Annotated in this window: 19 protein-coding genes and 3 pseudogenes; 10 read left to right on the top strand and 12 right to left on the bottom strand. The window is 69.7% G+C overall.

Annotated elements, in window-relative coordinates:
* Nucleotides 1-312: 312 nt before the first annotated feature.
* A complete protein-coding gene (locus tag ACIRRH_RS42490; protein WP_403078710.1) occupies nucleotides 313-1,212 on the top strand; it encodes an NADP-dependent oxidoreductase in 900 nt (299 codons plus the stop codon).
* Nucleotides 1,213-1,663: 451 nt separating this feature from the next.
* Here the strand turns inward: ACIRRH_RS42490 and ACIRRH_RS42495 are convergent, their stop codons facing one another.
* A complete protein-coding gene (locus tag ACIRRH_RS42495) occupies nucleotides 1,664-2,428 on the bottom strand; it encodes a GNAT family N-acetyltransferase (protein WP_403078735.1) in 765 nt (254 codons plus the stop codon).
* 482 nt (nucleotides 2,429-2,910) lie between these two features.
* Between ACIRRH_RS42495 and ACIRRH_RS42500 the strand changes: the two genes are divergently transcribed.
* Entirely contained in the window at nucleotides 2,911-4,164 is a 1,254-nt protein-coding gene (locus ACIRRH_RS42500; protein WP_403078712.1) for a hypothetical protein, read from the top strand.
* 331 nt (nucleotides 4,165-4,495) lie between these two features.
* Nucleotides 4,496-4,957, top strand: coding sequence for a hypothetical protein (locus tag ACIRRH_RS42505; protein WP_403078713.1), 462 nt, complete (start codon nucleotides 4,496-4,498; stop codon nucleotides 4,955-4,957).
* A 51-nt stretch (nucleotides 4,958-5,008) separates the two neighbouring features.
* Here ACIRRH_RS42505 and ACIRRH_RS42510 read toward each other — a convergent pair whose 3' ends face one another.
* Nucleotides 5,009-5,350 carry a hypothetical protein gene (locus tag ACIRRH_RS42510; protein WP_403078715.1) on the bottom strand — a complete coding sequence of 114 codons (342 nt, stop codon included), beginning with the start codon at nucleotides 5,348-5,350 and terminating at the stop codon, nucleotides 5,009-5,011.
* Nucleotides 5,351-5,400: 50 nt separating this feature from the next.
* Here ACIRRH_RS42510 and ACIRRH_RS42515 point away from each other — a divergent pair, with 50 nt between their 5' ends.
* Both ACIRRH_RS42515 and ACIRRH_RS42520 read left to right on the top strand, forming a co-directional pair.
* The gene (locus tag ACIRRH_RS42515; protein ID WP_403078717.1) at nucleotides 5,401-6,054 is read left to right on the top strand and encodes a hypothetical protein; all 654 of its coding nucleotides are present in this window, start codon (nucleotides 5,401-5,403) and stop codon (nucleotides 6,052-6,054) included.
* On the top strand, nucleotides 6,051-6,269 hold the full coding sequence (locus ACIRRH_RS42520; protein WP_403078719.1) for a hypothetical protein: 219 nt from the start codon (nucleotides 6,051-6,053) through the stop codon (nucleotides 6,267-6,269). Before ACIRRH_RS42515 ends, ACIRRH_RS42520 begins: the two co-directional genes overlap by 4 nt.
* A 50-nt stretch (nucleotides 6,270-6,319) precedes the next feature.
* Here the strand turns inward: ACIRRH_RS42520 and ACIRRH_RS42525 are convergent, their stop codons facing one another.
* The 4 genes from ACIRRH_RS42525 to ACIRRH_RS42540 form a co-directional block, all read right to left on the bottom strand.
* Complete coding sequence (locus ACIRRH_RS42525; protein ID WP_403078720.1) at nucleotides 6,320-6,577, bottom strand: hypothetical protein; 258 nt, start codon at nucleotides 6,575-6,577, stop codon at nucleotides 6,320-6,322.
* Between the two features lie 264 nt (nucleotides 6,578-6,841).
* A complete protein-coding gene (locus ACIRRH_RS42530; RefSeq protein ID WP_403078722.1) occupies nucleotides 6,842-7,708 on the bottom strand; it encodes a serine hydrolase in 867 nt (288 codons plus the stop codon).
* Nucleotides 7,709-7,877: 169 nt separating this feature from the next.
* The gene (locus ACIRRH_RS42535) at nucleotides 7,878-8,792 is read right to left on the bottom strand and encodes a hypothetical protein (RefSeq protein ID WP_403078724.1); all 915 of its coding nucleotides are present in this window, start codon (nucleotides 8,790-8,792) and stop codon (nucleotides 7,878-7,880) included.
* Nucleotides 8,789-9,310, bottom strand: coding sequence for a SigE family RNA polymerase sigma factor (locus ACIRRH_RS42540; protein ID WP_403078736.1), 522 nt, complete (start codon nucleotides 9,308-9,310; stop codon nucleotides 8,789-8,791). Before ACIRRH_RS42540 ends, ACIRRH_RS42535 begins: the two co-directional genes overlap by 4 nt.
* A gap of 222 nt (nucleotides 9,311-9,532) precedes the next feature.
* On the opposite strand from ACIRRH_RS42540, the pseudogene ACIRRH_RS42545 reads away from it, so the two are divergent.
* A pseudogene (locus ACIRRH_RS42545) lies at nucleotides 9,533-10,166 on the top strand (transposase).
* Here the strand turns inward: ACIRRH_RS42545 and ACIRRH_RS42550 are convergent.
* Both ACIRRH_RS42550 and ACIRRH_RS42555 read right to left on the bottom strand, forming a co-directional pair.
* Nucleotides 10,102-10,467: a hypothetical protein gene (locus tag ACIRRH_RS42550; RefSeq protein ID WP_403078725.1), complete on the bottom strand. Its 366-nt coding sequence runs from the start codon at nucleotides 10,465-10,467 to the stop codon at nucleotides 10,102-10,104. The pseudogene ACIRRH_RS42545 and the gene ACIRRH_RS42550 sit on opposite strands and share 65 nt — an antisense overlap.
* A 303-nt stretch (nucleotides 10,468-10,770) precedes the next feature.
* Nucleotides 10,771-11,532, bottom strand: a complete 762-nt coding sequence (locus ACIRRH_RS42555) for a hypothetical protein (RefSeq protein ID WP_403078726.1) — start codon at nucleotides 11,530-11,532, stop codon at nucleotides 10,771-10,773.
* A 269-nt stretch (nucleotides 11,533-11,801) separates the two neighbouring features.
* On the opposite strand from ACIRRH_RS42555, the pseudogene ACIRRH_RS42560 reads away from it, so the two are divergent.
* Both ACIRRH_RS42560 and ACIRRH_RS42565 read left to right on the top strand, forming a co-directional pair.
* Nucleotides 11,802-11,936 (top strand): annotated as a pseudogene (locus ACIRRH_RS42560) (IS5/IS1182 family transposase); the annotation flags it as partial.
* A 73-nt stretch (nucleotides 11,937-12,009) separates the two neighbouring features.
* A complete protein-coding gene (locus ACIRRH_RS42565) occupies nucleotides 12,010-13,176 on the top strand; it encodes a hypothetical protein (protein WP_403078727.1) in 1,167 nt (388 codons plus the stop codon).
* 202 nt (nucleotides 13,177-13,378) lie between these two features.
* On the opposite strand, the gene ACIRRH_RS42570 is transcribed toward ACIRRH_RS42565, so the two are convergent.
* The 3 genes and pseudogenes from ACIRRH_RS42570 to ACIRRH_RS42580 all read right to left on the bottom strand — a co-directional run.
* A complete protein-coding gene (locus ACIRRH_RS42570; protein ID WP_403078729.1) occupies nucleotides 13,379-13,513 on the bottom strand; it encodes a hypothetical protein in 135 nt (44 codons plus the stop codon).
* Nucleotides 13,514-14,177: 664 nt separating this feature from the next.
* Nucleotides 14,178-16,094: a DUF4157 domain-containing protein gene (locus ACIRRH_RS42575; protein ID WP_403078731.1), complete on the bottom strand. Its 1,917-nt coding sequence runs from the start codon at nucleotides 16,092-16,094 to the stop codon at nucleotides 14,178-14,180.
* Between the two features lie 254 nt (nucleotides 16,095-16,348).
* Nucleotides 16,349-17,088 (bottom strand): annotated as a pseudogene (locus tag ACIRRH_RS42580) (amidase family protein); the annotation flags it as partial.
* A 568-nt stretch (nucleotides 17,089-17,656) separates the two neighbouring features.
* Between ACIRRH_RS42580 and ACIRRH_RS42585 the strand changes: the two are divergent.
* Both ACIRRH_RS42585 and ACIRRH_RS42590 read left to right on the top strand, forming a co-directional pair.
* Nucleotides 17,657-19,855 carry a M4 family metallopeptidase gene (locus ACIRRH_RS42585; RefSeq protein ID WP_403078738.1) on the top strand — a complete coding sequence of 733 codons (2,199 nt, stop codon included), beginning with the start codon at nucleotides 17,657-17,659 and terminating at the stop codon, nucleotides 19,853-19,855.
* 228 nt (nucleotides 19,856-20,083) lie between these two features.
* Nucleotides 20,084-20,920 (top strand): hypothetical protein, encoded by an 837-nt coding sequence (locus tag ACIRRH_RS42590; RefSeq protein WP_403078732.1) that lies wholly within the window; start codon nucleotides 20,084-20,086, stop codon nucleotides 20,918-20,920.
* Nucleotides 20,921-21,398: 478 nt separating this feature from the next.
* Here the strand turns inward: ACIRRH_RS42590 and ACIRRH_RS42595 are convergent, their stop codons facing one another.
* Complete coding sequence (locus ACIRRH_RS42595; protein WP_403078734.1) at nucleotides 21,399-21,602, bottom strand: hypothetical protein; 204 nt, start codon at nucleotides 21,600-21,602, stop codon at nucleotides 21,399-21,401.
* Nucleotides 21,603-21,770 lie beyond the last annotated feature (168 nt).

The raw sequence follows: 21,770 nt of genomic DNA on the forward strand, positions 1-21,770 counted from the left end.
CAACCCGCTTCACGCGCCTCTGCCGACAGACGACCGGCCGGACCCATACCGACAGTCGCTGAAGATCACCAACAGCATCCAGAAGTTGAGCCAGAACCTCGTTTTCACCCGTCGCCGACAGCGACAGGCCCCGACATCGCGCATTCAAGTTCAGTAGCTGCATAGGCTCGACACCAACGCGGCTGAGACCACGAGGGACCTCTGTACGGGATTTCGAGATCGGCCCTGCTGCCTGCTTTGGGTTTCCGGCCCACACCTCCCGGTCGGCCGGACTGAGTCAGAGGACAAAGATCGGCTGTGAAGGCGTGCGGAGTGTCCAGGGCCGAGAAGGAAGTCGCCCTGCTGGAGTTGCCCGAACCGTCATCTCCCGGGCCCGGTCAGATCCTGGTGGCCGTTGAGGCGGCCGGGGTCGGCCCGTGGGACCAACTGCTGAACGACGCCGGCTGGGACGTGGGACTGCGCCCCCCGGCGGCGCTGGGAGTGGAGGGCGCGGGCGAGGTGCTGGCCGTCGGCGCGGGTGTCACCGGGTTTGCCGTAGGCGACCGGGTGCTCGCACACGAGGCCCCGCTGCCTGGGGGAAGCGGCTTCTGGGCCGAACGCGTTCTGATCAACGCGGATCATGCGGCAGCCTGCCCACCCGGGCTGGACGCCGTACACGCCGCGGCGCTGCCGGTCAACGGACTCACCGCGTTGCAGGCCCTGGAGAAGCTGGACCTCAGCCGAGGACAGCGGCTCCTGATCACCAACGGAGGCGGGGTCACCGGAGCCCTGGCCATCCAGCTCGCCGCGGCCAAGGACATCGAGGTGACCGCGACCGCGTCTGCTGCCGCCGCAGAGCGCCTGCTCGGTCTGGGAGCGATGGAGGTCGTGGACTACCACGACCCGAACTGGTCGGCCAAGGTACGCGGCGGGTTCGACGCCGCCCTCATCATCGCCACCAGCACGGCGGACGTCGCCCTGCCTTTGGTGCGGGACGGCGGCCGACTGTGCTCCCTGACCTCGGACGCGCCTCCGGAGGAACGAGGCATCACGAGTTGGGACCTCTACGTCGAGCCCAACGCCGCGCAGCTTGTCCAGCTGGCGGAACAGGCCGCCGCGGGAACCTTGGAACTCGCACCGGAAACCCTGCCGCTGAGCGAGGGACCGGCTGCGTTCGCCCGGGTGGTTACCGGACGGGCCGGCGGCAAGAAGATCGTGCTCACCCGAGCATGATGCATCGACGTGCCGGCGCTGCAGTCCGTCAGCCGTCGTGCCAGGACGTGGCGGACGTTCTGGGTGGCGGCCAAGCCGTCGCAGAAGACCTCGATGGCGTCCAGCGGGGCGGTACACCTGGCGTACTGGTGCACGCGCTGCCCGGCGGCGGACACTTCGTGGAAGTGTGATGACCGGACACGAAGCCGAGATCCGCGTCGACCACAGCCAGTACTGGATCGGCGCCGCCGAAGGCGAGTTCGAGAGCCACCTATGGACTGATGCCGGGGCCGCGGTCGGAGCGTCGCCGGGACATGCCGCTGGGCGGAAGTAGCGTGCGGGGACGGGTCTTTCGGTCTGCGTCCCTGACAGGCGTGGGCGGGAAGGCCCTCTCTTGCGTCCGTGGGCGACGCGTCTCCGGCGAGGCGGAGCCGGTGGGGGTGTTCCGCTGCCACCGGCCCGGCCGGCGGGCTCATGGGGTGACTGCGTACTCGGTGAACTGACCGCAGGCCTGGAATCCGAGACGGCGGTAAACCGGTTCTCCGTCCGAGGACGCCTGCAGCACCGCAGTGCGGTAACCCTCGTTGTAGGCCGTGTGCAAGGTGGCCAGGGTGATGGCCCCGCCGTATCCGCGGCGGCGGTCGGAGGCGAGGGTTGCGATGTTGTAGATGCCGGCGACCCCCGCGGAGAGAAAAACCTCGGCCGAGCAGACCGGTCGTCCGTCCACGTGGCCGATGAGGTAGCGCGCGGGACAGTCGGGGGCCAGAGCCCACGCGGCCGCATCGGCGAAGTAGCGGCGGACCGTGGCGGCCGGCGGGTCCCAGTTCGCGGCCAGGATCATCGCGTAGTCGGCGAGTTGTCCGGGAGTCGTCACGGGACGGATGTCCAAGCCGTCGGCGAATGGCTCCGGCGGGGCGGCGTGCAGGTCCATCCACATGCCGGTCTCGGTCTCGGACGCCTTGAGGCCGTGGCCGGTCAGGAGCACGGCGATGTCCGGGGGTGTGGTGGCGGGGCCGACCCACCAGGAGAAGGACCGGCCTGTCGCGGTCAGCGTCCGGACCGTCTCCGCCACCCGGTCGGGAGCAGTGTCGTCGGTGAAACGCGCGGCCGCCACGATGTTGAAAGTGTCGTCGTCGAGCCCGCTGTCGGCGATCACGAGATCGGCCGTCTCGGTGACGGTCGCGTGCTCCATGTGGCGGTGCAGGTGGCAGGCGCGTTCGGCCAGGTTCTGCTCCATCCTGCCCAGCAGGTCGGAATCGTCGGACACGGTTTGTTTCGCCTCGTTCATGTTCGACACGATCTCATCCGTAAGAAGGCTCGCCGAGTAAATAAGGACACCGTAAAGATCTCGGCTCCAGGGTTGAGTATGCACTCCTCAACTATTCCTGCGGGTCGCTCATCTGCTGGAGGCCGAGACCGGCTTCCACGGCGGCAGCCGACACTGGTGTGACCGCATACGTTCGCCGGGTTGGGTGCTGCGGGCCTTCGGCCGGTGGATGTCGCCGCGCGTCGGCTGGGAGGAAACCGCCGGCTTCGGTGATTCAGGCCGTCTCCGGTTAGCCCGAGAGGCGGAAACGCTGCCATGGATCCGCGAGCATCCCGAACGTGTGCCGGATCTGTCAGATCGTCACTTGCTGACCCTGGTCGTGGAACCGGACCAGGCCAACCGGACCACGGCAGGGCACATCACGGTGCGCTGCCGCACACATGGGAGATGACGTGAGGAACCGGCAGAGACTCGTCAGCGGTGGGCTTGCCGCCGCGGTCGCGATGGTCAGCACCGCAACAGGTCTGGGTGTCACCTCGGCCGTTGCCAGTCCGCAGCCGCACCACCGGGCCGCCGCCGCGGCCGCCTGCGTGCCCGTACCGCTGTGGGCGAACACCGGCGGCGGTGGCGACCGCCTGATCGAGTACAACCCGCTCACCGGGGCAGAGCTGCAGAACGTCCCGATCGCCCGGGACTACGGCGACATCGCCTTCAGCGCCGACGGCACCACCCTGTACGGCGTCACGTTCTTGGGTGCGCCCAGGCTGGTCGTGATCAACACCGGAACCGGGGCAGAGACCTCGACGGTCGCGGTCAGCGGGCCCGCAGCCTCACCGGGAGTTCTCAACGCGCTGACGTCGCTGTCGAACGGGATGCTGCTCACCGCTACCAGCCGCTCCGGGAACCTGTACACCATCGACCCTGCCACGGGAGTCAGCACCGCCTTCCCAGCCCAATTCCCCCCCGGGATCACCTCCGCCGGCGACCTCACCCAACTCAGTGACGGTGACATCCTCGCCCTCGGCGCCACCAGCACAGGCACGACCGTGGCCTTCCGGATCGCCCCCGACAACACCCTCACCGAGATCGGCACCCTGCCGCGCTCCTTCGGGGTGACGCAGTCGGGTGGCCAGGTGTACGTGTTCGAGTCGGGCGGCAACATCGACCAGCTCACGTCGGTCCCGACTGCGCCGTCGACGGCTCCGCTGCCCTTCACCGTGCTGGCGGCCACCGGCCGCCCGTTCTTCGGCGCCGGCTCCGCCCAGGACAGCGGCCAGTGCAACCTGCAACCCGGAACCTCGTACTCCGTCGCCAAGGCATCCTCGCCGACCGGACCGGTCTGCCCCGGCGACCGCGTCACCTACACCGTGACCGTGAAGAACACCGGCACCACCCCCTACTTCGGTGACTCCGCCGGCTTCGTCGACGACCTCAGCAAGGTCCTGGACCACGCCACCGTCGTGGGCTCACCGACCGCGTCCGCGGGAACGGCCACCATCAGCGGCACCACCCTGACCTGGGCGGGCCCCCTCAACGTCGGCGACACCGTCACCGTGACGTACACAGTCAAGGTGCGCGCACACGCCCGCGGACACCTCACCAACAACGTCCAACCGACCGCGCCCGGGGGCAGCTGCGCCACCATGGGAGGCTGCACGACCTCCACGGACATCAAGCGGCACGGAAGATGGTGGGCAGCGAAGTAAACGCGCGGAGCAGGAGCGGGGAGGGGATCAACCACGCTCGCCGGTGGCACGAGGAGACCGGTGGGCTTGAGGTTCCCTATTCCGCGATGGTCGGTGAAGAGGGGGAAGTTTCCGCTCGGGACATGGCTGTCTGGCCGGAGGGTGGAGCATTCTTCTGGTGATTTGGCGCGACATCGTGTCGACCTGCTCGACCAGCTCGGGATGATCAGGTCCGTCTCCGACGCCCGGTTGAGGCCGGGCTCGACTGGGCCCGGGTCCGGGCGAAGGAGCACGGCGGGTCGTTGGCGGCGCCGGTGAGATGGCGGGCTGTGAGGGGCAATGGCTTGGCTCGTTGGTCGGTGAACGGGTCACCGGGGTCTGGGGCGTCTGGATCGGCGAGGAGGGTGAGTGGTTCGCGGACCTGCCCGTGCTCCTCGCCATCGGGGGCCGGCAGGCCGCGGTCTGCGTGAACCGGCTCGATCTCCTGTCTGCCGCCCCGGCGGCGATCGACACCGGCACGGCGCCGACGTCGTGGAACGATTGGTCCCCGGCCTGGCGCAGTGACGCACATCCGGTGCTGGACGAGGTGGTCGGACGGACGGTGACCGCGGTCGGTGTCACCGAGCGGAGCCCGGGTCTGGCCGGTGCGGGCGGCGGTCAGCATCCGCTGGCGTGGATGCTGACCGGGTTCGCGCTCGAACTGGGCGATACGGCGCTGTGGGGGTACAACGCTGCCGACGAGAACGGGCTGCGGATCGGGTGGCCGCCGAAGGAGGAGCACTACCGGACATCTTGGTTCAGCAAGCCCTCGTAAGGGGATCGGCCGCCTGTCTGCTGGTGCTCTCGTCGACGGGCGCGGGCGGCCTCAGTAGTGGCTGTGGACCACCCGTCGGCGCGGCCCCAGGCGTCTGCCGAGCTCCTGTGTGAACTCCGGGCGCAGCAGGGGCCAGTTGTTGAAGCACACGCCCAGTTCCCCCACCTGGCAGGTCCACTCCCCTGCCCAGTCGCCCAGCGGCGCCGTGTGAGCGCAGGCGGAGCAGGTGACGGGCGGCTCTGTGGTGCGCAGCCGGTCGGAGCCCTCGGAGCCGCCCAGCGGGCCTTTGCGGGTCCAACAAGGCGGGCGCTTCGCGTGGACGGTGCGGGCGGCCTGGAGGCGTTCCCGGTCCTCGCGGTGGGCCGCAACCGGAGGCCGCGCGACGGCGTCCACCCGGATACGATCGGTCGCTCGACTGCCGTACTCCTGGGGGATTTCCGCACATGCCGATCAACGACGCCGTACCCGCGCCACCGCCGCCCGGCACCCTGCCGCCCTGCCCGAGCTGCGCGCTGACCGACCAGGTCCGCAGCGTGCCGGCGGTCCACCTGAGCGAGCGGCGGAACGTCACCGTGCGCGCCTCCGGCCGCGACGGCCGCACCGAGACCCGCGAAGAGGTCTCCGCCCTCGGCCGGGCCCTGGCACCCCCGCCGCCCACCACCAGCACGACGATCCGGACACTGACGGCCCTGGGCTTCGTGACGCTGATCGGCGCGGTCTTCACCTTCATCCAGGGCGCCATGGCGCGCGACGCGCCCGTCCACCAGAAGCCCGACCTCTCGCCGCCGGACTGGGTGACCAAGCACCCGGGGTTTCCGAACGACTTCCCCACCGACCTCCTCCCGGGCGGCCTTGCCGAGGCCGCTCCGGCTTCCCCTGCCCCGGCGGCCCCGCTCGCCGACGCCCGGGCGCCGGCGACCGCGCGCTGGACCTGTCCGCGCCACTCGGTCCGCAGGGCGTGGCGGTGGAGATCGAAGGCCCGGACGGCCTGGTCGGCGGGGCCCACGGCCTCCCGCTCACACCCGACGACGACGCCCCGTCCGGCGCGGGCGCCACCGTCCACGTCGGACCCGAGAGCGGCGCCTCCGTACAGGTGACTCTCCCAGCCGAGGCCCTGTGCCCGGGCTTCGACGGCTTCGCCCTCCAGCAGCGCCTGGTGGCGCCGACCGACGCGCACAACACCATCACCGGCCAGCCGCCCTACCGGCTCACGGTCTCCATCTCCGATCCGGCGATCGGCGCACTGCGGCACCAGGTGGGCTCGACGGTGCCCGGCGACGTGCTGGCAACCGACAACCGAATCCCCCACTGACCAGAGCCACCTGAGAAAAATCTCCGACGACGCTGAACCGGTTACGAAGGTCAACACCTCTCACCAGGGAACGGACCGTCAGAACCGGCCGCACCGGACGACGGGCCGAGCGGACGCCTGTGCGGGTACCTGGCACAGGTGTGGCCCGGGCAGGCGCGGCGCCACCAGTGCACCATCCGCTCGGCGCTCTCCTCGCCCACGCGGGCCGGGTCGTTGTCGCGGACCTTCACGCGGAACAGCTCGCGGTAGGCGGTGAACTTCGCCGCCACCCGTGCCGGGGCCATCGTGGAGCGGTCGACCTCGGGCAAGCAGGGATACGGCCGACAGCTTCGGTCCGAGTTGGTGATGCTCTCCGCGCTTCCGGTCGCGGAGCTGCGCGGTCAGGTCGATTGGGCGTAGGGCGGGGCTGGTGCTGGTAGGCGGCGGCGTTTGGGCGCGAGGCTGTCACTCGATGGGTGGCGGCTTCGACGCCCGGATACCGCATCTGATGCCCAGGCGTGATCGAGATGTGCGAAGCAGTCCGCTGTCTGCCGGAGACAGGCTTGGGTGGGGGTGTGGTCGGTTGAGGGTTTTCAGGGCGTGCGTACCAGCGCCTCGACCGCGGTCGCCGCGGCCTGCTCGATGAGTGCGATGCCGGCCTCCCGCGTGGGCTGACCGTCGGTGAGTACGACGACGAGCAGCGTGTGTCCCGCGCGTTCGACAATGCCCACGCTGTTGACGACCCATAGCTGAGGTATCCCGCCCGGGAGCCAGCCGTTCTTGAGTACGGGCAGGTCGCCGGGCGCTCCCGCTGCGCCGACGCCCCAGTTCTGTCCGTCGGTGATGGCGCTCATGAGGGCCCGCACGTACGACCGGGATGCGGCGTTCAAGGGGGAGTCCTGTGTGAACACGGCCTTCAGGAGGGAGATTTGGTCACGGGCCGTGGTCCGGGTCAGTCCCCAGGCTCCCCTTTGGCCGGCGTGTGCCGGGGTGAGTCCGAGTCGGGCGTTGGCCGCGTCCAGACCTTGGCGTCTGCCTATGTCGATCCAGAGTTTCTGCGCCGCGTCGTTGTCGCTGACGCGGATCATGTCGGAGGCCAGCTGTCGCTGAGCGGAGCTGAGTTGGCCTCCGCGGTCCTGCGTCTGCAGCAGCAGGGCGGCCAGAATGTCGACTTTGATGATGCTCGCGGAGGTGAAGGTCTCGGCGGACGAACCGTAGGCGACCGAGCAGCCCGAGGTGAGGTCCTCGACGGCGAGGGCGTACCGGCCGTGGTGCACCCCGAGCCCGTCGAGCGCGAGGCGCACGGTCTGCTCCGGCGTTGTCGTACCCGCGACGGCGAGTTCTTGCTCGGAAAGCGTGCCTGGCGCTGACGGGGTTGACGTCGGCAGTGGGTCAGGAGGGGCGCCCTCGGCCGGACCCGAGGTCGGGATCAGGACGTGGGCCATCATGGCGGCGCCCACGAGCGCGGGTATGACGAACGCTGTCCGATGCTTCATACGGGCACTCGCTTTCCGACGTCCGGGCACGCGGACATCGCCTATGGACCTGTAAGGGCGTGTAGGGGCTTCCGGACGCGCCGCGGTGCGTGCTGGGTCCGGTGTCGTCTGCCTCAGCGGAGGCTGGTGCGGCTCACCCGCCGCAAGATCTGGCGATCTTCGCTTTCTCGTCGATCTCGATCGGGAAGTCGTGGTGGCCGCCGAGGTTCACGGTCCATCCGTGGGTGAGAGTTCCGGACGAGGGGTTGTCGGCGAGCCAGAAAGGAGGGGCGGTGAAGGAGCAGGTGCCGGCGGTCGGGCCCTGGCCCCGTTCGGATCGAAGGTATTCGGTCACGAACTGTTTCCCGAGCCTCGCCATTGCCGTGGAGTCACCGGACTTGGCGGCCGCCACCAGCCCGCCGTAAAAGCCGGACACCGTGGGGTCGCCTCCCTTGCTGTCTCCGGCGACCGTTGTGCAGGTCAGGTCGGTCACCTTCCCCGTGGCCCTGTCGAAGTCCAGGGAAGGGGTCCGGTCGAGCCGTTCAATCCCCTGGTACAGCAAGACCTCACCCGACGCCAGCACGCCGTCGACCAGAGCACCGCAGGTCACACCGCGGGAGTCGGCGCCCCAGATCCGTTGGTACGTGGACTCGTTGGCGAACAATGCTGCCACCTCTGTCGGATCCACTTCAGAGCGGGTGGCCGGATTCTGGTAGCGCAGGGCAGACAGGAACAGGGTGTTCGTCGTCCGGGCCGGGTCGGCCGGGGAGGCCGGTGCCGAAGCCGCGGGTGAGGACGGCTCGATGGGCGGGGGTGAAGGAGGCATATCGGCACTCGACGCGGTCGATGCCTGTACGGGCACCGAGGCGCGGTCATGATCCGCTTGAGACACGAAGCCGGCGCCCAGGGCCACCATCACCACGGCCGCCGCCGCACCCGTCTGCAGGCGCCGGCGGCGCTGCCGTACCGACCCGATGAGGCCATCGACGTCGTAGCTGCGCGGCAGTTCCTGCCGTGAACGGTCGAGCATGGCCGCGGCCAGCTCCTCCTCCAGGTCGTAGTCCTTCATGCCACCCCTCCCGAACGTGTGTGCAGTGCCTGTGCATCGACGGTCGCCCGGAGTTTCGACAGGCCCCGGGCCACCTGGGATCGGACCGAGCCGGCCGAGATGTTCATCAAGTGGCCGATCTCCGCGTCGTCGAGATCTTCGAAGTACCGCAGCACCAGTACGGTGCGCATGCCGATCGGCAGGGACTGCAGCTCGCGCATCAACTCGTCGCGGACCACGAGACCTTTGTACGGATCGACGTACCCGTCCCCGATACCGTCGTCCAGGGGTACTTCCGCACGTCCACGCAGTTTGCGCCAGCGGTCGTTGGCGAGGTTCACCAGGATCCGGCGCGCATAGGCCTCCGGTGCGTCGGCGGAGCGAATCCGACGCCAGTGCCGACAGACCTGCTCCAGCGTGGACTGCACCAGATCGTCGGCCACATGACGCTCGCCGGTGAGCAGCAGTGCGGTCCTGAAAAGGGCTGACGACCGTGCATGCACGAATGCCGTGAAGGCAGGGACGTCAGCGGTTCGCATGGTCACCCGGCTCGTGGCTCTTGAGCATCTTCGCCTCTCCCGAAGCCCCCTTGGCTCCCCCGCTCAACCTGACGGAGCCCGACTCGCGACTGCTGCACGCGATCTCTGGTCGTGACGCAAGCGTTATCTCGGGTGCGGGGCCTCGGTGACCCAGTCGGCGATCCTGCCGATCGGCTCGCCGGCGGTGGCCGAGCTGGTGAACGCCAGGTCGCTGAGCCTCATGTGAACTGTGGTGGGGGCGGGTATCCGTCAGACCTGACGGATGAACAGTGGGCGTTGGTGGAGCCGTTGCTGCCGCCTGCGAGGGTGGGGCCGAAGGGCGGACGTCGGGAGAAGCATCCGCGGCGGCGGATCGTGGACGCCGTCTTCTACGTCGTGCGGACCGAGTGTGCCTGGCGGCAGCCGCCCAAGGACTTCGCCGCAGGACCGCGACGATGGGAAGCGCCCGCTGCTGTGGACCCGCCTCGACCATCCGAGCGTGCGAAAGATCTGGGCCGACCAGGGGTTCGCAGGCCGCCTGGTGGACTGGGCCGACCAGATCCTTGGTCGCGAGCTGGAGATCGTCCGAAAGGACCCTGCCCAGCGCGGATTCCAGGTGGAACCGAAGCGGTGAGCGATCGAGCGCACCTTGTCGTGGATCACCGCTCACCGGCGTCTGGCCCGGGACTACGAGACCAGCCCGGCGCACTCGGAGACGATGATCCGCTGCGCGATGATCGGCATCATGGTCCGTCGACTCACCCGACGTGGGCCAGCAAAGCGACCTGGACCTCGGCTCCTCGGCCAGACCTCTACTGGACCGGACCAGCCAGCGTTTCGGTCGGCAGAGGCGGCCATTTCGGCTCCTTCCAGGTAAGGCTTGCCAGCTCTTCCGGTGGTTCGGCGCCGTCCTGAACGGTCGTGACGTAGGCCTTTGCTTCCTGCAGGTTCAGTCGCGGGGCCTGCTTGCGCAGGTGGCTCATCGCGGCCACGACGCCTGCGGAGTGGACGAGCGCGCGAACAGTGGAGGCCAGTGGATCGGGCGCTCTGATGCCCTTGGTCTGCAGGAGGTACTGCTCCTCCCAGCCCTCGTCCTCCCACCAGACGGCGGGCACGTAGTGGATGCTCCCATCGTGCCGGTCCACCAGGTAGTGGCCGCCGACGAAGCTGCCGCGCATGTCACGGGCCCGGGCGAGCGCCGCCCAGCGCAGCCGCCGCCAGCCGGGGCCGGGGTGCTCGGGTTCGATTCCTCGGGCACAGGTTCATGATCTCAGTTGCGGCCACGGGCCACGCGAGTGGCTTCGTTCACATGAAGCAGCAGCGTTTGGTCAGCGGTTTGGGCGGCAGTTGGCGATCTTGAGCGGTGCAGATGGTCACGAGAAATGACGTCGCGGGACGGGGAGGGGTGTGCCCGAGATGCGGGTCAACGGGGCAAGGGGCATCACGCCAGGCTTCCCGCGAGGGCCGGGGCCGTCACGCCGTCAGACGGTCACCGCGATCGCGTACGCCGTCACTGCGATCAGCCCGGCCCAGATCACCACGACCAGCACCCGCCCCAGCAGCAGCCGGTCCGGCCGCTGGTAGATCCAGAACGGCTGTGCCACGACCGGTCGCCGGGGCTGCTCCACCGGCTCCGTCTCGGCCAGCTCCTGCGCCAGTCGGCGTAGCCGGGCGGCGAACTCCTCGGTCAGCTGCGGGTCCTGCTCGGACTCCGCGTCCCGCAGCTGCCGCATCAGCACGCCGAGCTCGCCCAGTGAGCCGGGCGGCACCGGGTGTGCGAGCAGTCGGTACAGCGTCTTGCCGAGTGCGCCCAGGTCGGAAGTGCGCGCCGGGGCGATCGTGCCGAAGCCGAGGATCTTCACGGCTCCGGTCGGGGTGAGCAGCAGGCGGGCGGGATCGATCCCGCTGTGCGTCATCCCGGCGCGGTGCGCGACCAGCAGGGCCTCCGCGACCTGGGCCCCGAAGTCGGCGACCTGGGCCGGCCGGAACCAGCCGTCCAGCAGGTGGGCGTCCAGGGTGTATCCGGCGAGCCGCTCCATGGCGAGGAACGGCCTCCCCTCGTGCTCACCCACCTCGAGCACCGTGACGATCCCTGCGTGCCGCAACCGGACGGCCGGCCCCGGTGCCTCGGCCAGCATCTTCACCACCGCCGGCTGCCCCGACTCGGTGTCTTGCGCGAACCAGACCTCCCCCCAGCCGGCCTCGATCCGGTATCGCCCACCGACCACGCTGCCGATCTCCATGCTGCCCCCAGCCCCTCGACCCCTGTCGCCGGGGAATCCGCGCGAAGGCCGTGGTGATCAGTGTGCCGCAACAGGTGGTCCCGCCGGATCGCGGTGGCTTTATAGGTGAGTTGTGAGACACCTGTTGCTCGGCGGCGAGAGCACCCCACGCCACGGGAGAGCGATGTCGACGAGCTTTGAGAGCATCAGGGTGTCTGCCTCGGGACCATGGTTGCGCTCTGCACGACGAGGGGGCCCGGGTGCTGCCGAAGTCCAAGGTTGATCTGTACGCGGGGTTCCGATGGCCCGTCGAACGCGGTGCAGCCACCCTCAAGCACTGGCAGATCTTCCGCCACGCCCGCTGCAGCCCGAACCGGCTGACGTCAGCGGCCAAAGCTGTCCTCACCCTGGAGCCGCAACGCTGAAAAGGCTCACTCACTGCTGTTGTCGGATAGCTCACGAAATACCCGTCGCTGCCCGATCTGCAACACCTTCTCCATGCCGCACATCAACGGCGCGATCATCCATCACGGCAATACCGACTCGAAAACCACCACCGCACCTGACCGTTTTCCTCCTCACGCAAGTTGCTTCACCTGGAACGGCGCTCCCTGCCAGGGTGAGCAGCCAGAAGTGCATTCCTTACGAAGAAGGGCGGACCCCTTGTTCAACCGACGAAAAGGATCCGTGCTCGCCGTGGCGGCGGTCACAGCGGCACTCGGCCTCGTACCGGTCGGCACCGCTCAGGCAGCGGCTTGCAATTGGCAGCAGACGGCCTGGGAGCTGCCGGTCCTCGGGACCAACGGCACGCTGCACGCGAGCGACGGCGGCCGATACGGGGTCGGCACCACCGGAAGGCGCTCCACCAGCTGGCCTTTCGATCTGAAGGACATGCGCGAGACACTGTGGGACAACGGAAAGATCGTGCTGCAGCTCCCCCTGAACGGGCCCGTCGTGTCGGACGTCAACTCGTCCGGCCTGATGGTGGCCTACACCACCGTCAACAACACGCTCACGGCCGCGACAGTGAGCCGCACCGGGACGACGACTGCGCTGCCGTCCGATCCGAACTGGGCCGGCTCGTCCGCCGCCGTGATCAACAACGCCGGTGACATCGCCGGGACCGCCCAGGTCGGCACGAAGAACATCCTGGTGGTATGGCCCGCGAACGCACCGGGGACGTACCGCGAACTGCCCCTCCCCGCGTCCGGCTACCTGCACCTCGTCGACATCGACGAGCAGGGCACGATCGTCGGGTCCAACGACTCGGGTGGCTTCGTCACGGACTCCAACGGTGTGTGGCACACGCTCGCCGCGCAGGGCTCCAACGGCAAGGGCACGCCGTCGGCGATCCGGGACGGGCGCATCGTCGGCAGCATCGACAGCGACGCGAGCTACGCCGCGGCCGAATGGAACACCCAGGGTTCGCTGGTCCGGACCATCACCAACGGCGCCATCGAGGCAAAGGCCATCGGCGGCAACGGAACCGTGGGCGGCCTGACGTTCTCCGGGTCGACCTCACGGTCCGTCCTGTGGCGTGACGGCGTGGTCTCGGACTCGCTGTCCGCGGTCCCGAGCACGTTCAAGGTCAGCGCGATCAGCACTGACGAGAAGACCCTCATCGGGACCGACGGCGCCCGCCCCGCTTACTACACCTGCTCCTGACTCCACGCGGGCTCGCCCGCCACGCCCCCAGGTCCGCCCCGGCCCCCTCACCGGAGTGGAATACGCAGGTAACGTAGCTGACGCGGAGCCGGAAGGCGTGGAGGCGGAGCCGTCAAGGTCCGGAGACCGACCGACCGCGAAGCAACGGTGTGACCCCGCACCCTCCGGAAGGATCGTGCGGGGCCGACGGGTTGGCGTGTGATCACATGAACCGCCAGATGTGGTCGTCGTAACCGTCGTGATATCCGCCGAGCCACGAGCTGTCGTAGCAGGGGTTCACGGTCAGGGGCAGGTTGTCGGCCCGGTAGCTCCCGTCGCTGCCCGACCCGGCCGCCACGATGGACGCCGCCGTCGCCGCGGGGCGACCCGCTCGGGGGTCACAGCGGGTCAGGGGATGTCGGCGGGCCGTACAGGCCGAGCATCGCGCGTTCCTCGCCACGCTGCCGTGCCGGGATACCGGCCCGGAGGCTGGATCTGGGCGAGAGCATCTGGTCAAGGCCTCTCGTGACTACAGGACCGAGTACGTCGGCAGAACAGCGGGACAGCAGACCTACGACACCGGCACAAGCTGGCGGCGGGCAGGGATGGTGGCTCGTGTTGGAGGCCGGCCAACGGGATCCGCTGACGGATTCTGCGGCTTCCCCGGCTGCTTCCTCGTCGGGGAAGCCGCACTCGTTGCGTGCTCACCGAACACGCCCACGGCCTCGTCAGCCGCGGCTCGCGAGGCCCTGGCCACGATCAAGAGCCCCTTGGGGCCCAGGTGGAAATGCCCTCACACGATCAACGCCGACGGCGGTGCGGGTGCGCTCCAGCCAGTTCATGACCTGGCGCAGCGTGGCGTCATCGAGGTGGTGGGTGAGGTCGTGGACGGCCTGATGGTCGTTGTCGGTCAGGGTGCGGAGGCCGGCGCGGTCGAGGGCGGCGTGGAAGGGCTGGGCGGCGGGGCCTGCCGGGCTTCGGTGGGAGCGTCGGGGTGTCGAGCGGGGACTGGCAGACCACGCTCACTGGTCGATCTCCATGTCAGACGACCCGTCATGGCAGGGCTGCGGCACGAGAGATTCTTTCATGGCTTCCCTGGCCTTTTTGTTGCGGTCCTTGGATTTTACTTCCTTGATGCAGGCAGAATATTTTTCACCGTTCTTGATCCGCTCGATTGCGGCCTCGATGAGCTCGCCCATCTCTTGGGCCGTCTCGGCTTTGCCCTTGCACCGGGAAGCCTCCTGTTCGGCCTCCCTCTTCTGACCGCCCATCAGGTTCGTACTGTGGATCTGCCAGTTCTTGGCCCTGTCCTGCCAGACCCTCTCCGTGGACTCCCATGCATCCTTCTTGGCTCCCCAGGCGCTCTCCAGGTCCTCCGGGGAATTCTCTTCCTCGGCTTCCTGGATCAGCTTGTCCGCTACGCCGTGGTCAGTCTTCGCCGCCGCCTCGAGCGTGCGAATTCTTTCGTCAAGAGGAAGATCGATCCCCTCTCGCCCGGCGATGACAGCGGTAACCGCCCTGTTCGAGAAGTTGTTGTCCTTTCTGCCGCGGGCGTGGAAACTGGTCGTCTTGTTGCCGACGCCGTACATGTCGAATATTCCCTGGCGGCCGTCGCCGGGTTTCGCGTCGCGTTCACTGGCGGTCTGCTCGAGAGTAATGCGGTCACCGCCGTCCACGGCCACCACCGCCGCCACGTGGAATGGCCATCCGGAGGCGTTTTTCGGATTCCCCTCCTCATTCAGTGAAGTCTCCACGGTGACAAACGCCTGGCCGACCTCTGGGCTCTCCAGGTGGTTCGGTCCCTGCCCAGCCCTTCCTCGCCGGCCGGCATACTTCTTCGCCGCGTCGATGTTCTCTTCGTTCCCCTCTCCGAACAGCAGGTCCTCGCCGGCGTCGCCGGTGATGCCGCGGAACTTGCTGACGACCGGCGCCTCGGCCGCCTCCTGTTCGGTTTCCGAGTACTTCAGGGACCTCCCGTGCATGACCTCTTCGGCAGTATGGGCGCAGTCCGCCAGGAAGAGTCCGTCCGGCACGTATTCGAAGTACTGGCTTCCGCCGTAGCTTATGGACGGGACGTTGCTCGGACGGCAGCCTTTCGGAATTTCTGCGACATCCTCCCTGACCCATATCACATTGGACCAGTTGTCCCCTTCCATGCCGAGCAGAACATATTTTCCGCTTTCGGATATGCGGGCTTTCAAAAAGTCACCGATCTCCGCGTCCACAGTCGCATAGCGCTGCACGGCCGTCGTTCCGGCCGAAGAGGACGAGGCTCGGTACGACGTTCCCGCAGCCTCGGGGGCGTGGGAGGGCCCGGCCATGACCCGGCGCGCGTTCGCCTCGGCTTCGCGTTCGAAGCGGTCGGAGGGGTCGGACACCCTCAGACCGGAACCGTTGTCGGTGCCGGCGACCGGGCCCCGGCGCTGCTGGATGACGTGGGTGAGTTCGTGGGCCAGGGTGTGCCTGTCACCTCCGCCCTCGCCGATCACCACATGGCTGCCGGAGGCGTAGGCGCGGGCGCCGACTTCGGCGGCGGAGCGTCGGGCGACGGGGCCGTCGTGGATGCGGACGTCGGTGAAGTCGGCGCCGAAGCGGTTCTCCATGTCGGTGCGGGTGGTGTCGTCGAGGGGGCGGCCTGCGGAGCGCAGGACGTCGGCCACGGCCGAACGCTGAACCGCGGCCCCGGGGCCGGCGCCGGTCCACTGTTGGGTGGGGTGGCCGCAGCCGGCGTCGTGTTCGTGGCGTTGCACGGCCGGTGGGACGTGTCCGGTGCGGCGGAGCATCCGCACGACCGCGGCGTTGCCGACACTGCGCTGCAGGGCGAGCAGCCCGCTGGGGAACGACCCGGGGGCCTGTTCGCGGGGGGCGTTGTCGGTCCTGCGGCCGACCGGTGGCGCGGGCGTGCGCGCGTCCTGGTGGTCGGGGTCGTGTGCTCGCATGACGGGCTCCTTCATCCGAACGCGCGTGGGCGACCCATGTCTAGCGCGCCGCCCGGCCGGACGGTAGGGCCGAGAGGGCAGAGGGGAGGGCAGCCCGTTTGTCCTGCGCACCCGATCCGCCGGCCTGCGCGCGGGTCGCGGCCGGGTGGCCGATGCGGTCGGCACCGTCACGGACACCGACGCCCCGGACCCGTCCGGGGCCGGGGCCGGGGCCGCGGCGGGTGTGGGGCCGGGGCCGGGGTGGGGCACTGGGGTCAGTGTGCGTCCGCCAGGAGGAAGTCGGGCGGATAGCCGGTTTTCGCCGCCCGCCGGTGGATCAGGGGGTCGGGGCGAGGAAGCGGGTGATGGGCCGTCCGTTCGTGGGCGTGGGCGACACGCAGGAGGGTGGGTTCGGCGAGCGGGCGGGCGACGGGCTGGAGGCCGATGGGGAGGCCGGCGGCGTCGTGGCCGGCGGGGACGGTGAGGGCGGGTGTTCCGGTGATGTTGGCGGGAGCGTTGAGGCGCACGTAGGCGTCGGAGAGGGCCTCGACGGTGCCGTCGGGCCAGGTGATGTCGGCCTGGCCCGCAGGGGCGGCGGTGAGCGGGACGCTCGGGGCGGCGATCACGTCGACGTCCTGGAACAGCCGGTCCCATGCGGCGCGCATGAGGGTACGGAAGCGCTGGGCGCGCAGGTAGTCGCCGGCGACCCGGCCGCGGTCCCAGGCGTTGCGGGTCTGCGGGGTGGTGAGGCCGAAGGCGAACTCGTGGGTGCGGGTCTTGCCGAGCAGGATCGCGCGGGGGCGGCGTCCAGGCGTGCGGCGACCGTACTGTCTGCGCTCGCCCGGTGGCCGGCGCGGACCCGGGAACTGGCCGTGGTGGGCGTGCCGTTGACGTCGATCAGGTCCTTGAGGCCCGTCGGGATGCCGTGCAGGGGCCCGCGGTGACGGCCGTGCGCGATGTCGTGTTCGGCTTCGCTCGCGGCCCGTCGGGCCCGTTCGGCGGTGACGGGGCTGTACCACCGCTACGACGGGCACTACGGGCTGATCACGCCCGCCGAGTAGCGGCCCCGTGCACCCGGCCCGCGTGGGGGGCCGGCCGGGAGGCGTGGAAACAGCTCCCGGCCCGCGTGGGGCCCGTCCGGGAGGCGCGGAGACAGCTCTCGGCGGGGGTGGGGCCCGTCCGGGAGCGCGGGAGGAGAAGCCGGGGACGGTGTGCGGCCGTCCCCGGCTCCCGTCTGCTTTTCGCCTGCATTACCCGCCTACTGACGGCGAATTACCTCGACATTACGTCTGCGGCGAAGCATTTCGGCCAACTTGCTGCAGCACGGGTGACGCGCTCCCAACAAAGCTGGCACTGTACCGTCCCATCGCCGCAGAGGCCCTTGCAGCCGCACGCGCACCACCCGCTGCGGCGATCACATGGAGACTGTCCCCCACTCGAACCACCAGCTCTACCGGGCGGCACCACCCTCGGCCGCCCGGCTGACTCCGGCCGTACCCTCACGGCCGCCGCAGAAGGAGTTCAGTGTGACTCGATCCCCCGGAAAGACCACCGCTGCAAGCGCGTTGATAGCCAGCGCCGCGATGATCATGGCTGCTCTGACGTCCGGTGTCGCCGCCGCCGACGAGACCCCCACCGAGGCCCCCGCCGAGGTCCAGGCCTTCGCCGGCGCGCTGCCGGTGCAGCTGTCGCCGGAGCAGCGCGGCGAGTTGCTGGCCTCGGCGGACGCGTCGCTGGCGGCGACCGCCAGGTCGCTGGACCTGGGCCCGCAGGAGGCGCTGGTCGTCAAGGGCGTCACCAAGGACGCCGACGGCAGCCTGCACACCCGCTACGAGCGGACCTTCGACGGACTCCCGGTGCTCGGCGGCGACCTGGTCGTCCACACCGCCGCGGACGGCTCCACCAAGGGCGTCACCAAGGCCACCCAAGCGGACATCGCCGTCGACACCACCGCCGAGGAGAGCGCCGAGGCGGCGAAGGGCCTCGCGCTCGACAGCGCCGGGAGCGCGAAGGTCGCGGAGCCGGCGGCCGACAACGCCCGCAAGGTGGTCTGGGCCGCGTCCGGCACCCCGCGACTCGCGTGGGAGACGGTGGTCACCGGCACGCAGGAGGACGGCACGCCGTCCGAGCTGCACGTCATCACCGACGCGAACTCCGGCAAGAAGATCCTCGAGTACCAGGGCATCGAGACCGGCGTCGGCAACAGCAAGTACTCCGGCCAGGTCACGATCGGCACCACGGCGACCGGCGGCGGCTTCGCGATGACCGACACCACCCGCGGCGGCCACAGCACCTACGACCTGAACGGCACCACCTCCACCAGGAAGCTGTTCACCAACCCGACCGACACCTGGGGCGACGGCACCGTCGCCAACCGGCAGACCGCCGCCGTGGACGCCGCCTACGGCGCCCAACTCACCTGGGACTACTACAAGAACGTCCACGGCCGCAACGGCATCAAGGACGACGGCGTCGGCGCCTACACCCGGGTCCACTACGGCAACAACTACGTCAACGCGTTCTGGTCCGGCAGCTGCTTCTGCATGACCTACGGCGACGGTGCGGGCAACGTCAAGCCGCTGACCTCCATCGACGTCGGTGCCCACGAGATGACCCACGGCGTCACCTCCGCCACCGCGAACCTGGTCTACAGCGGCGAGTCCGGCGGCCTGAACGAGGCCACCTCCGACATCATGGCCGCCGCCATCGAGTTCTGGGCGGGCAACTCCGAGGACCAGGGCGACTACCTGGTCGGCGAGAAGATCGACATCAGGGGCGACGGCACCCCGCTGCGTTACATGGACAAGCCCTCCAAGGACGGCCGCTCCAGGGACTACTGGTCGTCCGACCTCGGCTCCGTCGACGTGCACTACTCCTCCGGCCCGGCCAACCACTGGTTCTACCTGGCCTCCGAGGGCAGCGGCGCCAAGACCGTCAACGGCGTGGCCTACGACTCCCCGACCTCCGACGGCCTGCCGGTGACCGGCATCGGCCGGGACGCGGCCGCCAAGATCTGGTACCGGGCGCTCACCACGTACATGACCTCGACCACCAACTACGCGGGCGCCCGCACCGCCACCCTCCAGGCCGCTGCCGACCTGTACGGGCGGACCAGCGCGACCTACATGAACACCGCCAACGCCTGGGCAGCCATCAACGTCGGCCCGCGCGTCGTCGACGGCCTCCTGCTGGACCCCGTCGGCAGCCAGGTCACCGAGGTCGGCGCCCCCGCCGAGCTCCAGATCGAGGCCGCCAACTTCAACCCCGGCGCCGTCACCTACCACGCGACCGGCCTCCCCGAGGGCGTGAAGCTCCACCCGGTCACCGGCCGCATCACCGGCACCCCGACCGTTCCCGCCACCTACACGGTCACCGTCACCGCCAAGGCTTCCCACCACAGCAGCACCTCGACGACGTTCACCTGGAAGGTCTCCCCGGGCATCTTCGCGAACACCACCCCCATGCCGATCCCGGACGGGGGCCCGGCGATCTTCTCGGACGTCGTCGTCGACCGGATCCAGGGCCGGGCACCGAGCGACCTCAGGGTCGGCGTGGACATCAAGCACACCTGGCGCGGTGACCTGGCCATCGACCTGGTCGGCCCGGACGGCACCGTGTACCGGCTGAAGAAGAGCAACATCGGCGACGCGGCCGCCAACGTCATCGAGACCTACACGGTGGACGCCTCCACCCAGCTCGCCAACGGCACCTGGCGGCTCCGGGTGCAGGACATGTACCGCGGCGACTCGGGCCGCATCGACGGCTGGAAGCTCATCTTCTGACCGCGTCCGCACTGAGCACTGAGCACTGAGCACTGACCACTGAGGTGATCCGGTCGGCGAAGGCACTCCCTTCGCCGGCCGGATCACTTCTTGGACGTGCGGTACGGTTCGTCGCCCGGCGGACGGGAAGGGGCGGACGGGCCCTGGCGACTCCGGTCACCCGAGCCGGAGGTTCGTGCCGGACCCGGTCCGGATGACTCGGGGGACTTCCTCGATCTGACGATCGCCGTGCTGTGCCGCCGCGTACGGCGGGCCGCGGCCGAACGGGCCTGCGACCGGCTCGACCCCACGGACTTCCAGGACGCCCATCTGCGTCTGCGCAGCCCCCACGCGTACGGATTCCCGGCCGGGCACACCTACGGAAGCCTCGCGCCCTACTTCTCGGGGCGGGTGCGGGACGAACTGCTGCGGGCCACCCCGGACCTGGAGGCCGCCGGGCACCTCCTCGGACTGACCCTGGCCCTGCCGAACTCGGGCGGCCGGCCCGTGGCGCTGATCCTGGCCGGGCGCTGGGCCGAGCTGGCCGCCTTCGAAACCGGCACCGTCCCGGACGACGAGCGCAGCGGTGTCAACCTGGCGCTGGCCGCGGAGCTGCTCGGCGCGGGACCCGGGCCCCTGCCCGTCCCCACCGCGCCGGACGCCCGGCGCCCGGACGACGAGCGGTGGGCCGTACTGAGCGCCCTCGCCCGCCTCGACGCCGGGCGGCGGCAGCGGTGCCTGGACCGGATGCCCGCCCCGGACGCCGCCGCACTGGGCCCCCTGCTGAGCGTCGCCGTACTCCCCGCGGACGCGCAGGCGCTCGACGGGCTGCTCGCCGGGGAGCTGTCCGGCCCCGAACGCGTCGCGGCCACCGTCACCCTGGTGCGGGCCCTGCACACCACGGCCGCCGGCGGCGTCCCGGATCCGGCGCTGGTGGACCGGTTGTGCGCCCTGGCCGTCGCGGTCGACCAGGTCGGTGAGGTCTTCGACCTGCTGGCGGCCGTGTCGGGGGGCCGCTGGGCCGACTGGCGCGCCGCGGGCGCGGCCGGGCGGCGTCGGCTCGACGCCCACCGCGCCCCCGCCTAGGCGTTCGAGGTCGAGCTGGGCGTTGAAGGTCTGGTTGACGGACTCGATGATCTGCCGCAGCGGTTTGAACAGGGCGGATCCGGCCCGCAAGGGCTCGCCCTTGCGGGCCGGCCGCAGCAGTCGGACTCCCCAGTCGGCGAGTTCGTGTTCGAAGGCGCGGCCGTAGTACTGCCGGTCGCTGATCAGGGTCCTGGTCGGCGCGATCGGCCTTGCGTTGCTGGACAACCTCCTGCCGGCACACAGACGCCAGCGGCTCAAGGCCCGCAGCCTCAAGAGCGCCAGCACGTACGTCAAGAACACCGGCAAGCACCCTGAAACCGTGCAGAGGTACACCCTCCACACCGAGATATCAATCATGGAAAACGGACTTGCATCCCGCTCATCACGCTAGACGCAGCGGCGTTGCAGCAGGTTTCTGCCACTTGATCTTGATCAGTGACAGGGCCCAGTGGCACGCCGGGGCCGATCCTGGCCCACCTCACTGCTCGGTTCTGCCGGAGAGCCACGCCAACAGGTCGACGACCCGGGTAAGGGCCGGAGCCTGGTCGACGACCGCCCGCCGCTCGGCGTCGCCGGCGGTGAGCACCACCAGTCCGGTCAGCTCAGCCCAGTTCGTGCTGGCGATGGTCGGGCGCAGTATGGCGTAGGGGTGGCCGGATACGTAGACCGGCAGGCCGCCCACCGGGGCTCAGTGATCTGGTCGTGGCCCAGGCAGGCGGGCCAGCCGCTGTCCGTCTCGGCCGACCGGGCGGCCGCAGCCTCCAGCCGAAGGCGGCGCCCTGACTCCTACGGATGCGCTGTTGTGGCGTGAATCGGCCGGTACGCGCTATGCCTGCGGTGCGGTGGACAC

Source organism: Kitasatospora sp. NPDC101235 (genome assembly GCF_044767505.1).
Classification (GTDB): domain Bacteria; phylum Actinomycetota; class Actinomycetes; order Streptomycetales; family Streptomycetaceae; genus Kitasatospora.